The sequence below is a fragment of the Chitinophaga sp. genome (assembly GCF_035538455.1).
GTDB lineage: Bacteria > Bacteroidota > Bacteroidia > Chitinophagales > Chitinophagaceae > Chitinophaga.
On record NZ_DATLKJ010000246.1, the window covers coordinates 1 to 13,787 of the forward strand.

The 13,787-nt window shown below is 45.3% G+C and carries 14 protein-coding genes; 8 read left to right on the plus strand and 6 right to left on the minus strand.

Features of this window, described 5'->3' with window-relative positions; all coding sequences use genetic code 11:
- Both VM802_RS28645 and VM802_RS28650 read right to left on the minus strand, forming a co-directional pair.
- A partial coding sequence (locus VM802_RS28645; RefSeq protein WP_325537264.1) for a uroporphyrinogen-III synthase occupies positions 1–515 on the minus strand: 515 nt, incomplete at its 3' end.
- A 161-nt stretch (positions 516–676) separates the two neighbouring features.
- On the minus strand, positions 677–1,756 hold the full coding sequence (locus VM802_RS28650) for a DUF4271 domain-containing protein (RefSeq protein WP_325537265.1): 1,080 nt from the start codon (positions 1,754–1,756) through the stop codon (positions 677–679).
- Between the two features lie 158 nt (positions 1,757–1,914).
- On the opposite strand from VM802_RS28650, the gene hemW reads away from it, so the two are divergent.
- Positions 1,915–3,060, plus strand: a complete 1,146-nt coding sequence (gene hemW / locus VM802_RS28655; RefSeq protein ID WP_325537266.1) for a radical SAM family heme chaperone HemW — start codon at positions 1,915–1,917, stop codon at positions 3,058–3,060.
- Between the two features lie 59 nt (positions 3,061–3,119).
- Here the strand turns inward: hemW and VM802_RS28660 are convergent, their stop codons facing one another.
- Both VM802_RS28660 and VM802_RS28665 read right to left on the minus strand, forming a co-directional pair.
- Positions 3,120–4,094 carry a deoxyhypusine synthase family protein gene (locus tag VM802_RS28660; protein WP_325537268.1) on the minus strand — a complete coding sequence of 325 codons (975 nt, stop codon included), beginning with the start codon at positions 4,092–4,094 and terminating at the stop codon, positions 3,120–3,122.
- Between the two features lie 246 nt (positions 4,095–4,340).
- Positions 4,341–4,793 (minus strand): hypothetical protein, encoded by a 453-nt coding sequence (locus tag VM802_RS28665; RefSeq protein ID WP_325537270.1) that lies wholly within the window; start codon positions 4,791–4,793, stop codon positions 4,341–4,343.
- Between the two features lie 303 nt (positions 4,794–5,096).
- Here VM802_RS28665 and VM802_RS28670 point away from each other — a divergent pair, with 303 nt between their 5' ends.
- The 7 genes from VM802_RS28670 (at position 5,097) to VM802_RS28700 (ending at position 11,565) form a co-directional block, all read left to right on the plus strand.
- On the plus strand, positions 5,097–6,527 hold the full coding sequence (locus tag VM802_RS28670) for an alpha/beta hydrolase family protein (protein WP_325537272.1): 1,431 nt from the start codon (positions 5,097–5,099) through the stop codon (positions 6,525–6,527).
- A gap of 37 nt (positions 6,528–6,564) precedes the next feature.
- Positions 6,565–7,161 (plus strand): acyl carrier protein phosphodiesterase, encoded by a 597-nt coding sequence (locus VM802_RS28675; protein WP_325537274.1) that lies wholly within the window; start codon positions 6,565–6,567, stop codon positions 7,159–7,161.
- A gap of 98 nt (positions 7,162–7,259) precedes the next feature.
- Positions 7,260–7,853 (plus strand): DUF2911 domain-containing protein, encoded by a 594-nt coding sequence (locus tag VM802_RS28680; protein ID WP_325537276.1) that lies wholly within the window; start codon positions 7,260–7,262, stop codon positions 7,851–7,853.
- Between the two features lie 379 nt (positions 7,854–8,232).
- On the plus strand, positions 8,233–9,372 hold the full coding sequence (locus VM802_RS28685) for a cystathionine gamma-synthase (protein WP_325537278.1): 1,140 nt from the start codon (positions 8,233–8,235) through the stop codon (positions 9,370–9,372).
- A 121-nt stretch (positions 9,373–9,493) separates the two neighbouring features.
- Positions 9,494–10,267, plus strand: a complete 774-nt coding sequence (locus VM802_RS28690) for a TIGR02757 family protein (protein ID WP_325537280.1) — start codon at positions 9,494–9,496, stop codon at positions 10,265–10,267.
- A gap of 18 nt (positions 10,268–10,285) precedes the next feature.
- Positions 10,286–11,224, plus strand: coding sequence for a DUF6263 family protein (locus VM802_RS28695; protein WP_325537282.1), 939 nt, complete (start codon positions 10,286–10,288; stop codon positions 11,222–11,224).
- A complete protein-coding gene (locus tag VM802_RS28700; protein ID WP_325537284.1) occupies positions 11,224–11,565 on the plus strand; it encodes a hypothetical protein in 342 nt (113 codons plus the stop codon). The genes VM802_RS28695 and VM802_RS28700 overlap by 1 nt, the downstream gene beginning before the upstream one ends.
- A 6-nt stretch (positions 11,566–11,571) precedes the next feature.
- Here the strand turns inward: VM802_RS28700 and VM802_RS28705 are convergent, their stop codons facing one another.
- Together VM802_RS28705 and VM802_RS28710 are read right to left on the minus strand one after the other, a co-directional pair.
- The gene (locus tag VM802_RS28705) at positions 11,572–12,228 is read right to left on the minus strand and encodes a sterol desaturase family protein (RefSeq protein ID WP_325537286.1); all 657 of its coding nucleotides are present in this window, start codon (positions 12,226–12,228) and stop codon (positions 11,572–11,574) included.
- 197 nt (positions 12,229–12,425) lie between these two features.
- On the minus strand, positions 12,426–13,676 hold the full coding sequence (locus VM802_RS28710; RefSeq protein ID WP_325537288.1) for a serine hydrolase: 1,251 nt from the start codon (positions 13,674–13,676) through the stop codon (positions 12,426–12,428).
- Positions 13,677–13,787 lie beyond the last annotated feature (111 nt).

Here is a 13,787-nt window from a genome sequence, read left to right on the forward strand (position 1 = left end):
TGCTCAAACTTAGGCACATTCTCAAAGAGAGACCTTACACCAGACGGACTAAAGAACACGATCATATCGTAGTGTGTAGCACCCAGGATTTCCTTTACATCGTTGGAAACTGTTTTGTAAAGGGTAGCGGTGGCGTACTCACATTTGTTTGTCTTCAGCCATTCCTCAATGTCTTTCTTCTGACTGTCTGAGCTGGGGAACAGGAATTTTTCATTTTCCTTGTGCTTGTTCATAACCTCAAGCACCCCTTTCGTTGACCCATCAGCACCATAAAACACTTTCCGCTTGCGGTAAAGGATAAATTTCTGAAGATAGAGTGCAACAGCCTCAGTAATACAAAAGTACTTGCAATCCTGCGACACTTTAATCTTCATTTCCTCACAAATCCGGAAGAAGTGGTCTACTGCATTACGGCTGGTAAAAATTACTGCCGTATAGTTCAGAATGTCAATTTTCTGCTTCCGGAACTCCTTAGCGGGTAAGCCTTCCACTCTGATAAATGGATAAAAGTCCAATTTTATATTGAACTTTTTCGCCAGATCAAAATAAGGAGACTTTTCTGTTTCAGGCTTAGGTTGAGAAATTAGGATTGACTGAATTTGTTTACCTTGCAAATCTTTTTTTGGCCCGCCTTTTATCATACTTTTTTTGCTCTTGTGTTAACAATAGGCGATAATCAAGGATTACCAGTTAACCAGATATTCAATAGCACCTTTGTCAATATTAAAACTGGCGCTACTTCGAATGCGCAAAGGTAAAGAAAAAAATGCAATTTACTGAAAGATAGGTACTGCCTAACCAAAGAATAAGATCTAATATACCTGTAGACAATTAATAATACTATAAAAAAGATCGAAATATAAAGGAATGTCTGGGCAATTTGAGGCTCACAGAAGGCTATTACCACCAGAAATGGCACCAGTAATACTCCTAACACTTTATTGATCAGGTATAAAATAAAAATATAAGCATCAGCCAACTCAGCGTTTCCAAATAGCCAGCCACAAAACCGCAGCATTACATACTTAATGCCATATACCAGCGTCACTAACACTACCAGCCCAGGGATAAGCAACCACGGTTCTGCCTGTGGGAAAACCTGCTGCCTGTACAATACCAGGTACAGGTAAACACCCAATGAAAGAGCGAAAAACACATTGAACAGGAAGTTCGGGAAAGGGGATTGCGAAAGCTGATCCTTTAACTGCCGCTGGCTCAAAGTTGGGTTGAAGAAGGCACGAAAGAGATCGGTGAAATATTTCAGGTACAGCAACCGGATGATACTCACAATCAGCAGGATACCCGCGACCATATACACCAGCCAGTCCATATCTGCAAACGGCCGCATGATGTTGGTATCATAATACGAAGGCCTGCCCGGCTTCAGGAACATATTTTCCTGTGCCAGTTTTTTCATATACAAATCAAAAGCAGAAGGAGGCAGTACTTTAGGAGCTGCGGCTACTGTGCTATCCTTTTTATTTAGCGTAGAATCTGCCGTTGCGGGAGGCGCTATTACAGCAGCGGTATCCTTCTTTATGCGCGGCGCGGCAATTCGGTGGGTAGTATCTTTTTTAATTTTAACTGGCCTGGGTTTAGGGCGGGACGTATCTGCAGCTGTGTTTACAACCGTTGTTTTTTTCTTTACTGCCGGCGGCTTATGTGCAGCCGTATCCGTTGTTTGCGCCATTACCGGCAAATAACTGAGAATGAATAGCAACAATGACCAGATTCGCACCAGAAGATATTTTTGCAATGACTTTATAATTTGGTTTTTCAAACATTCACTTGTCTGCCACTCACGCTAAACGAAAGGCAATTAACGCAGTCCTGTTCACAAAACAAAACTGAAACGTAATTTTGCTGTTTGCAAAGATATTAAAATAGTCCATAGTTGACCGGTAACAGGCAACCATGGATCACTCAAAAACGCTCATGGCCGGAATTTATTTACATATTCCCTTCTGCAAACAAGCATGTTATTATTGCAACTTTCACTTCTCCACCTCACTGGCGAAGAAAAATGCAATGACAGCGGCGATTCTAAAGGAGGTAGATTTACAGAAAGACTATCTCTCCGGTGAAACCGTGCAAACCATTTATTTTGGCGGCGGTACCCCCAGCCTGCTGGATGCCGGCGAGCTGCAAAGCCTGCTGGCAAAGCTACGCGAAACGTTCATCATAGATGAACAGGCAGAAATTACGCTGGAAGCCAATCCTGACGATCTGGACACAGACAAGCTGCTGGCCTTGCGTGATGCAGGAGTTAACCGACTGAGCATAGGTGTCCAATCATTCCACGAAGCAGACCTGAAATGGATGAACAGGGCCCACAACAGCCACCAGGCACTGGACTGCATCCAGTCTGCACAACAGCTTGGCTTCAGGAACATTACCATTGACCTCATCTATGGTGGGCCAACACTCACCGATGCAGGGTGGGAGGAAAATGTAAAAAAGGCCATATCACTCGGCATTCCTCATCTGTCGTGCTATGCACTTACGGTGGAGCCGGGCACGGCTCTCGACCAGTTCATCAAAAAGAAAAAGATGGACCCTACTGATCCTGAAAAAGCCGCCCGACACTTTGAAATGCTGATGCAGTGGCTGGAAGAGGCGGGATATGAACATTATGAAATATCCAATTTCGCTTTACCAGGCTGGCATTCCAGACACAACAGCAGTTACTGGCAGGGTAGGCCATACCTGGGGCTTGGCCCCTCTGCCCATTCTTTCAACGGGCATTCGCGGCAGTGGAACATTGCCAACAACACGATCTATTTACAGCGCATCACACAAAGCGAAGTGCCCTTTGAAATAGAGCACCTCACACCAGCCATGATGTTCAATGAATACATTATGACTTCTCTCCGCACCTCCGCCGGATGCAATCTGGAATGGATCAATACCAGATTTGGTGCTGAGCTGGGCCGCGACCTGCTGAAAAACAGCCATGAATTTATTCTCAAAGGGTGGATGGTACAGCGGGGAGAAACACTGGTGCTCACTAAGGCCGGGAGACTCTTTGCCGATGGAATAGCGGGAGATCTGTTCATCTGAAAAAAAATCCGGGTATGCTGATCAACAGCATACCCGGATCTCATCAAATCAAAAATATATTACCAGCCCAGTATATACGCAAAGATCAGCGGGGCCACGATAGTAGCATCTGATTCAACAATAAACTTAGGCGTATGGATATCCAGTTTGCCCCAGGTAATCTTTTCGTTAGGAACAGCACCAGAATAAGAACCGTATGAAGTAGTAGAGTCAGAGATCTGGCAGAAGTAGCTCCAGAAAGGAACATCTGTCCATTCCAGATCCTGGTACATCATAGGTACCACGCAGATCGGGAAGTCACCGGCAATACCGCCGCCAATCTGGAAGAAGCCCACTCCTTTACCTGAAGAATTTTTACGATACCAGTCAGACAGGAATACCATGTATTCGATACCAGATTTCATGGTAGAAGTCTTCAGTTCGCCTTTGATGCAGTAAGAAGCGAAGATGTTACCCATGGTACTATCTTCCCAACCCGGAACGATGATAGGAATATTTTTCTCTGCAGCAGCCAGCATCCAGCTATTTTTGGGATCGATCTCGTAATGTTCTTTCATTACGCCGCTGAGCAGCAGTTTATACATGAATTCATGCGGGAAATAGCGCTCACCACTTTCTTCCGCATCTTTCCAGATTTTATGGATGTGTTTCTGGATACGACGGAAAGCCTCTTCCTCAGGAATACAGGTATCAGTAACGCGGTTGAACCCTTGTTCCAGCAGGTCCCATTCTTCCTGCGGACTGAGGTCGCGGTAATTAGGCACTCGTTTGTAGTGCGTATGGGCTACCAGGTTCATGATATCTTCCTCCAGGTTAGCGCCTGTACAGGAAATAATATCCACTTTACCCTGACGGATCATTTCAGCGAAAGAAATACCCAGCTCGGCGGTACTCATTGCACCAGCCAGTGTCACCATCATTTTACCACCTTCCAGTAAATGTGTTTCATATCCTTTGGCAGCATCCACCAATGCTGCAGCATTAAAGTGGCGGTAATGGTGCTGGATAAATTGAGAAACGGGTCCCTTGTTCATGTCATTTAATCATTTATACATTAAGAGCTTGGCTTATAAAGCCTTAACAGGGGGCAAAGTTAAGATAATTTTCCATGGGCCGCAGTGGCAGCAGTGAATAAAACAAAGAGGCTGTCTCAAAAGTAATTTTTACCCAATTTTATCCGGGTACCTGGTGGAGAGAGTTTTCGTTTACGATATTCTCAGTGCCTTCAGATTACTTTTGAGACAGCCTCTTCAGCTAATCAGTAAAAAACACAACTTAAACTAAACTTTTTTCAGGCGGCTATGGATCTTCAGTATAGCGCTGGCATCTGTTTTCACTACTGTCCAGGTGTCTTTGCTTTCCAACGTAATGAAGTAAACGGTGTTTTCTCCGGAAGAATATTCCACTACACAAAATACGCTGGTATCAGGAAACCTTTTGTTAAGCTTGCTGGTTACATTCAGCGGCAGCTGTTCTGGATCGAGATAGCGTGAAGTGGCCAGCAGTGTACCATCTTCATTGAAGAAAGCAGTCACTTTTGCGTGACTCATTTCAAACTTGGCGGTAAATGTTCTGTTGTCGTCTGTATACCATTTTACATCCTGCGCACCTGTGAATGCTTCATTGAGAGCATTGCGGAGCTTTGGGGTAGCGGCAACTTCATACTCTTTTGCAGATAATACTGATGCACTTAACAACAGCACTGCGCTCATTAAAAGGATAATTTTTTTCATGGCGGAAAAAATTTATAAGGTTTGTGATTGATTCAATTTCGATTTGTTGACACAAAGCTACGCAGTATGATGGCAGGCGGTCAAGGCATACTTTACTGGTGGGATCACATGATAAGATTAGCTATCCATTAACGGACGTCCGGCTGACCGGTAGCGGACATCCGGGGATCTGCACCAGCCATAGCTTCATTGTTGGTGCCAGTTTGCCAATGTTGCATGGGGCAACGTTAAGTTTGTGTTAAAGTGGATGAGAAAATTTTTATAACTTCAAGAATATATCGACCGCAACAACTTCTTTTCCCTGTGAGAACTTTATTCTGCATCCTCCTGTATGTTCTATGCTCCTTTTGTGTAAAGGGGCAACTGCTATCGGGCGATTGGGAAGGGATGATGGGACCTGTACACCTCAATCTCTATCTAAGTTGGCAATCGGACGATAAGTCCTATGTGGTACGAATGGAAAGCCCCGATCAATATGAACTGGCTATTCCCGTAGACAGCCTCGTAACTACGCCGGACAGTATCATCTGCATAGCCAGGAAAGCTCATTCTGTACTGAGAGGCAGGATAGATTACAATGGAAAGATCAGTGGTATTGTATTACAGAGCGGTCATACTTATCCTTTTTTCCTTTACCGGCAGGGAAGCCCTGCGTATGCGATATACAGACCACAACACCCACTTCCCCCTTATCCCTACCGGGAGGAGAATATCCTGTTCACGAATACTGACACTTCCATTACCTATAGCGGTACGCTTACCCTTCCTGAGAAGGGGGACACCTTTCCGGCCGTGTTGCTGATCTCCGGATCGGGACCGCAGGACAGGAATGAGCTGATTGCCGGCCACAAAATCTTTCTTGTGCTGGCTGATTACCTTACCAGGCAGGGAATTGCCGTATTGCGCGTAGATGACAGAGGCACCGCAGGTACTACCGGAGAATATGTGATGTCTTCTATCAGCAACTTTGCGGATGACGCAGCGGCAGCAGTCCGGTATCTGAAAACAAGGAAGGAAATCAACCCGGCGCAGATAGGATTAATAGGCCATAGTGAGGGTGCCATGGTAGCGCCACTGGTAATAATCCGCACTAACAGCATTGCTTTCCTGGTAATGCTGGCCGGACCGGGTGTGGACGGAGAAGATCTTGCCGTACAACAACTAAAAATGCAACTCCGGTCTATCGGAGTAAGCAATAACAACATATCTGCCTATGTTCCGCTTTTCAGGACCATGTTGAGAACAGCCATGCACAATGATTCTACGGGGTTGTATCAGCTGCAGGCACGTACTTTTTCTGAATGGAGAAAACAGCAATTACCGTCAGCGCTCACTGCACTACGGCTGGATGCCCCTTCACAACAGGCGCTGTTGCTCAAATCCATGAGCAGAGGCTTATTCATCAATCCCAAACGCTCTTTGGTACAATCCGATAACCCCACCGCATTGATGCAGGTAAAATGTCCGGTACTGGCCCTCAACGGCAGCAAAGACCTGCAAGTGTCTTCCAAGGAGAACCTCGCAGGCATACAGGCAGCATTGGAAAGAGGCGGCAATAAGGCAGTAACTACCTGTGAGCTGCCGGACCTGAATCATCTTTTTCAGCACGCACAAACAGGCGCTTTCAGCGAATATGCCAATATCTCCGAAACATTCTCCCCTGAAACGCTGAAGATCATCAGCGACTGGATACTTCAGCAAACCGTGCAGCGATTTACCACTGCCGCGCAATGACAAACGATCCTTACATTTGCTGAAAGAGGGGCGTTACATGAATTATCTGGCACATGCTTATTTATCATTTCGCAATCCATTGCTGATCACCGGCAACCTGATTGCTGATTTTGTGAAGGGGAAGAAACAACTGGCACAATATGATCCCGGTATACAGCGGGGTATCCGCTTACACCGGGCAATAGATGTTTTTACAGATGAGCATCCGGTAACGGCTAAGGCTAAACTTTTTTTCCGTGCCTCCAGCGGACTATACAGCGGCGTGTTTATGGACCTTGTGTACGATCATTTTCTGGCCACAGACAGCAACCGCTTTACGGAGGGCTCTCTCTATACCTTCTCCCATGAAATATATCAGGAAATCGCCAACCGGGCACCCGAACTGCCGCCGGCCTTCCTGGAGATGTTCCAATATATGAGGCAGTACAACTGGCTATATAATTACCGGACTTTGGAGGGCATGGAACGCGCATTCAGGGGGATCACCGGCAGGGCCAGATACTTACAAACCCCTGCTGCCGTTATCTTTGCAGCATTTACAGAGCATTATAATGCCTTCCGGGAACATTACCAGGCATTTTTCCCGCAGCTGCAGGCACATGTGGAAAATTTGTTACAAATGGAAAACCGCTAAGAGCATGTTAAAGCGTAGTTCCACTCTTTTCAGGTTCCGTAAAAATGGGTAGGTTTGAGCCCTCAAACCGTTTTTAAGAAAAAAAGTACCACCGTAAGATGAAAAAAGCACTGTTATTGGCCTTCATATCAGGCATCTTCACTATAACTGCGGGAGCACAGGATAAGAAACTTCCACCGCTGGATGCGAGCCCGATGGATATGGCCTATTATCCTCCCATGTACCCGTATGTAGTTAAAATCAAAGGCGAGCCAGGCAATCTGGTTGCCAGAGTTATCTACAGCCGCCCGCAAACAAAGGGCAGGGAAATTTTTGGCAACCTGGAAGAATATGGCAAGATCTGGAGACTCGGCGCCAACGAAGCGACCGAAATAGAATTCTTCAAACCCGTGATCATTGCAGGGAAAAATATTCCTAAAGGCCGTTATACAATGTATGCGATCCCTACGGAAAAAGCATGGACGATCATCCTTAACAGGGAAACAGACATCTGGGGTGCATTCAAATATGACCAGGCGAAAGACGTGGTGAGAGTCACACTGCCTGTTACCGGTCTGGATACCGCGGTAGAAGCATTTACCATGGTGTTTGAGAAAGGGGATCCCGGCGCCAATCTTATCATCGCCTGGGATAAGGTAAGTGTAAGCCTCCCTATTAAATGGGCGGACGCTACGGCGAAGAAAAGTAAATAGTACACTTTATATCAGTATTATAAAAGGGAATGGTCGCGGAAAACCGCGACCATTCCCTTTTATAATACGTTTGTAATTAATCAATGAAAAAGGCGGTAAGAATACCGCCTTAAAAATTTTAACCATATCCTATGAAAAACCTGATACAAATCTAGGCGGAATAAATGGCGTCTCCCTCTACGATTTGGTGAACGATATAAAAATGTTCGTAACCGTCTTAAATAATCGGTTTAATCGCAAAAAAAGTCCCCCGCATAATCAAAAATTGTTCTGCGTGCCATAAAACCCTGTTATATCAATCCAGGCTTCTCCCAATCACAAAAACTAAAGTATCTTTGGAAGCCACCAAAGCAATTATTCACTAAAAAATATTCAAGACATGAAGCTTGGTACGAAACTCATACACGCTGGCGTTGCTCCTGACCCCTCCACAGGAGCTATTATGACTCCTATTTTTCAAACATCCACCTACGTACAGGAAGCCCCCGGCGTACACAAAGGATACGAATATGCCCGTACCCAGAACCCGACCAGGGATGCATTGCAGAATGCCCTGGCCGCTATTGAAAACGGTACGCACGGTATCTCCTTCGGCAGTGGTCTTGCTGCTACAGACGCCGTAATGAAACTACTACAGCCTGGTGATGAAGTAATTGCCACCAATGACCTTTACGGAGGCACCTACCGCATCTTTACCAAGATCTTTGAGAAGTACGGTATCAAATTTTCGTTTATCGGTATGCGTGAAGCCAAGAATATCGAAGCACACATTACCCCGAAAACAAAGTTGATCTGGCTGGAAACACCTACTAATCCACTCCTCAACATCATCGATATAGCTGCCTGCGCACAGGTAGCAAGAAAAAACGAAGTACTGCTCTGTGTAGACAACACATTCGCATCACCTTATCTGCAAAATCCGCTGGATCTCGGAGCAGACATTGTATTACACTCTGCTACCAAATATCTTGGTGGTCACAGTGATGTGGTGCATGGCGCCGTTATCGTTAAAAGTGAACAACTCGCGCAGCAACTGTACTTTATACAAAACAGCTGTGGTGCAGTACCCGGCCCGCAGGACTGTTTTCTCGTACTGCGAGGTATCAAAACCCTCCATGTACGTATGCAGCGCCATTGTGAAAATGGTGAGGTAGTTGCCAACTTCCTGCGCAATCATCCGAAGGTGGATAAAGTATACTGGCCAGGCTTCACAGACCATCTTAACCACGATATCGCCAAACAACAGATGCGTGGCTTCGGCGGCATGATGTCGTTCACGCTTAAAGACGATAACATAGAAGCAGCTAACCGTATTCTGAGCGGTACACATCTGTTCTCCCTCGCCGAATCACTGGGTGGTGTTGAGTCTCTCATCGGACATCCGGCCAGCATGACACATGCTTCCATTCCCCGTGAAGAGCGCATAAAGAACGGACTCGTTGATTCACTCATCCGCCTGAGCGTTGGAATTGAAGATGCAGACGACCTCGTTGCGGACCTGAACAAAGCCATTGGATAAAATGCTAAAAGAGATTATAATTCTTTCATCCTAAAAATTATCTTTACTGGAGGTACCTATAATAAATAAACTGTTTACACCGCCTTGTTCTATAGAATAAAGGTTCATGTGATTCACCAATATGAAGATCCAACAACTGAAGGATTTTTTGGATGCAAAAGCTGCGTACTATAATCATCCTGACTTTATAGCAAATGATCCTATTTGTATACCACATCGTTTCAGTGGGTTACAGGACATCGAAATAGCCGGGTTCTTTGCAGCCGTACTCGCCTGGGGCAACCGCACCAGCATTATTAAAAAATGTACGGAGTTGTTGCAGCTGATGGACAATGCTCCCTATGACTACATCTGTCATCATCAGCCAAGGGAACGAATGAAGCTGATGAAGTTTTGCCATCGCACTTTCAATGGATTGGATCTTTTGTATTTCGTGGAATTCCTACAGCACTATTATTCCAATGTAACATCGCTGGAATTTGCATTCAGCGGACATATCACAGCCAAAGACGACAATGTGGAAAAAGCCCTTATAGGCTTTCACAAAGTCTTCTTTGGCCTGGAACACCCGGAGAGAACCCGTAAACATATTTCTACTCCCGCCAAGAACTCCGCCTGCAAGCGCCTGAACATGTACCTTCGCTGGATGGTGAGGAACGATAAAAATGGCGTGGATTTTGGGCTCTGGCAACACATATCACCCTCACAACTGGTTTGCCCGATGGACGTCCACGTAAGCAGGGTAGCCGCCAGACTGGGATTGATACCGGAAGCCAAAGCCAATTGGAAAACAGCCGTAGCGCTTACCCATGAACTGAAAAAACTGGACCCGGAAGATCCGGCCAAATACGACTTCGCACTGTTTGGCCTCGGCGTGATCGAAAAATATGTCTGATCAAAACAAAAAATAGTAATGAAAAGATTTTTGGCAGCAGTATGGATACTCACGTTGGCAGTAGCAGCCAATGCACAGGAATACATGTCTATCAACTACACCTTCAACAAAGGAGAGCAGTTTGAACTGGAGCAGAAAAGCCGCAGCGAAACCTACATGACCGTAAATGATATACAGCAACGTACTACCCGAGATTACAACAACATCATCAGCATAGACGTAACTGCAGTAGAACCCGGTAAGACCACACTCACCTTCCGTTACAAGGAACTGAAGTTTAACTTCAACGCCAAAAATCAAAACATCTTTGTAGATGCTAAAGTGCCCAAACAGGAAGAACCCTTCCAGGCTGGCCTTCAGAAGATGTTGAACCAACCCTTCACCGTTGAGATAACCTCAACTGGTATCATCAATAAAGTAGATGGGCTGGACAACGTTCTGGAGAATGCCACCGGGGCCTTCAGCTCTCTGAAGAAAGATGAACAGGATGCATACAAAAAACTGATGAAAGACCAGTTTGGTACGGAAGCATTCCGCAGCTGGCTGGAGCAGCTGCTGATCATGTATCCTGCACATGGTATCAAAACAGGTACCCAATGGGAAGAAAACGTGCCCTTACGTGGTGGCCTCGTAGGCCGTATTGACCTCTACTGGAACCTTCAGACCTGGGACTCACAAACAGCCAAGATAGGAGGTACTTCCAAGATACAGACCGATAAAATACAGCTGCTCACACTGGAGGATGATATCAAGGCCACGGCTGAGATCAGCGGCACTACCAATTCCAATTACCTGGTAAGCCGCAGCAGCGGACTTCCCAGCATCTGCGTGCAGACAACTGAAATGAACGGTAATTACACCTATAAAGCCGACAGAGCGAAAAGAATTAAGAAAGACCTGAAAGTGCCGGTGAAAGTGGTAACAAACGCTTCTTACAAAATCAAACAAATGAAATAATGACACTTCCGGTTCAATATCTTCAGGAAACAACTGAATGGGCAAAAGAGACTTTTGAATTGCGTATGCCTGTGAGCGTTAGTTATGAAGAGCTGGAAGAAGAACTGGCGAAAAAACTCGCAATACTGATCAGCGAGGATTTTCGCCAGTTCGTTTTTATACTGTACCGGATAGATATTCCGGAGAAAAAAGTAAAACAGATTCTGCATGAATCAGCCGCTTCTGGCGCTGACCCCTATAAACCCATTGCAGCGCTCATCATTAACAGACAACTGGAAAAAATAAAGCTGCGGGCAGCCTTTAAAAGAGATAACCTGCCGGATGATGAAGAACGGTGGTAACCCAGCCTATTTAAACATCAGCTCCTTTGCCTTCTCTTTGTCTTCCTTCTCGCTGAGATCAAAGAAGGTTCCGAACACACGGTCCCACAGGGAAGAACTAACGCCAAAGCCCTTGTCTTCACTCTTGTAGTGGTGCAGGTGATGATTACGCCATACCGGTTTCATGAATTTGAACGGAGGGTTCCAGGCGTGAATAGCATAGTGCATACTGCCATAAATGAGATAACCCAGCAGAAATCCGGGGAAGAACATGAAAGTGTACTGCCGCAGGAAAATATACTGTGAACCGAAGATAGCTGATGCAAGGATCAGACTGGGTACCGGCGGCATAAACAAACGCTGCTTATCACGCGGGTATTCATGATGGTTGCCATGCATTACATAGATAAACCGCTGTACTTTCGGATTGTTGCTTACAAAATGAAACATAAAGCGATGCATAATATACTCAAAGAACGACCAGAAAAACATCGCCCCAAAAAATATCAACGCTACGGTTCCGATTGTAAAACCCAGTGTATCGTGGCTGTAATACAGCATATAGCCAATAATGGGCAAATACATACCCCAGATCACCAGGGGATGCGTTTTGGTCAGCATCTCCAGGTACTGGCTTTCAAATAACCTTGCCTGTCCTTTGTTCTTAATCTTTTCAAACTTCATGACTCCCCTGGTTTTTAACTAATTAACGGGAAATGAGTAAATCCTTTCTAAAGTGGATGTTAAAAGCATGGACCGATACATCAAAAATTATACTCATTTATCAATTCTGCCCATATGGCAGCAAAAGTACGATGTTCGTTTTGATTGCGGTATTTAAGTATTTGATTTCTTTTATAGATAAAATTTATTACCGATCACTACGGCTTGTGGTATTCCAGCCTGAATTCACTGAGATCAGGAACATGCCGCCGTTTCCTTTTCAGCTCATAGTTATAGATGATCCTGCCGATATCCCTGAAAAACGGGTATCCATCGTCCTCATAGTCATATTTGTTATCATTCAGAATACCATCTCTGTTCACATAAATCGTTCCGGTCAGCATAAACTCAACATTATGTTCAAAGTCCACGATATAGGCGGCATCTGTCAGAAACCCATAAGACCAGCCTGTTTTGTTGAAAACCCTGATGTTACCAGGGATATTGTGGCCAGCACCCTTAAAGAGGAAAAACTTCGTGTAGCTGTCGAAATATTCAGCGGTATCGTACCTGGGATATATTGATTCAGACGGATACTCTGACATATACTGATACAAAAACCTGTAATCCTCCTTTGCCATATCGAACTTCCGGGAAGCAGGAACAGTGGCAGGGAACATCACAGACTGCAGCATCTGCTGCAGATCCTGCAGGGGAAAGCTATTGTGTCGTGTAAAATCCATAGGCGTCATTAACAGCCTGTCGTTCTTATCGAGATGCCCTTTCCCCATAAAAATCTGCCTGCTGAAGTTGAACTGCTGTGTATTGTAAGCTGGTGGTTGCGCATAGATGACCTTACCTTTGTCTTCAAAACGGATCGCATTGGTATGCCTGTTCTCCTCTTCAGAGAGCGGCATAAAACGCCGCACAATTCTCACATCCTTATAACCTTTTCCCCGGAGCTTCTCATGGATGGCGCGCTGGCCCACAAATTCGTATAGCCGGTTATAGGCGTCATTATCACTGATGAGGAAGATTCTTTTAATGTAATGATAGATAGATGGCAAGTTATTTTCAGCAGTACTATCTGTATATACTTTCACCTGTCCGCTCCAGCTGCTGTCAGTAAGCATAGGCGTATTACCTGTAAGTCCCTGTGCCGACAAGGTATGCAGCTTTTCCAGGGCCAGCAGCGCTATCGGCAGCTTCACTGTACTGGCGGGATTAAAGTACATGTTTGCATCGACGTGCAGGTAATAGTTTTTAAAGTGTGGAACATTGTGCGCGTCCCGGTCAATCTGTGTGTAAATCAGCTGATAACGGAAAGAGTCTGGATATTGCAGGATATGTTTCAGCGCCGGTGCAGCTCCGCTGTTGATCAGGTTGCGCAGCATGGCATCCGTACGGGACTGCGCCTGCGACAACAGTACATGACAGCAAAGAGCAAACAACAGTATAGATTTTCGCATAGTAACCTATTCAACTACCTAATGTACGGCAAAGGGCGCTATCTTGCAATGACAAAAATCAACAGCACTATATTTTATCCGATGGCGCATCCTTATATTTGATCATTCATA

Excerpts from the sequence above, each read along its gene's own strand:
- hemW (WP_325537266.1), top strand. The coding sequence starts at position 1,915 with ATGGATCACTCAAAAACGCTCATGGCCGGAATTTATTTACATATTCCC.
- VM802_RS28660 (WP_325537268.1), bottom strand. The coding sequence starts at position 4,094 with ATGAACAAGGGACCCGTTTCTCAATTTATCCAGCACCATTACCGCCAC.
- VM802_RS28665 (WP_325537270.1), bottom strand. The coding sequence starts at position 4,793 with ATGAAAAAAATTATCCTTTTAATGAGCGCAGTGCTGTTGTTAAGTGCA.
- VM802_RS28675 (WP_325537274.1), top strand. The coding sequence starts at position 6,565 with ATGAATTATCTGGCACATGCTTATTTATCATTTCGCAATCCATTGCTG.
- VM802_RS28680 (WP_325537276.1), top strand. The coding sequence starts at position 7,260 with ATGAAAAAAGCACTGTTATTGGCCTTCATATCAGGCATCTTCACTATA.
- VM802_RS28685 (WP_325537278.1), top strand. The coding sequence starts at position 8,233 with ATGAAGCTTGGTACGAAACTCATACACGCTGGCGTTGCTCCTGACCCC.
- VM802_RS28690 (WP_325537280.1), top strand. The coding sequence starts at position 9,494 with ATGAAGATCCAACAACTGAAGGATTTTTTGGATGCAAAAGCTGCGTAC.
- VM802_RS28695 (WP_325537282.1), top strand. The coding sequence starts at position 10,286 with ATGAAAAGATTTTTGGCAGCAGTATGGATACTCACGTTGGCAGTAGCA.
- VM802_RS28700 (WP_325537284.1), top strand. The coding sequence starts at position 11,224 with ATGACACTTCCGGTTCAATATCTTCAGGAAACAACTGAATGGGCAAAA.
- VM802_RS28705 (WP_325537286.1), bottom strand. The coding sequence starts at position 12,228 with ATGAAGTTTGAAAAGATTAAGAACAAAGGACAGGCAAGGTTATTTGAA.
- VM802_RS28710 (WP_325537288.1), bottom strand. The coding sequence starts at position 13,676 with ATGCGAAAATCTATACTGTTGTTTGCTCTTTGCTGTCATGTACTGTTG.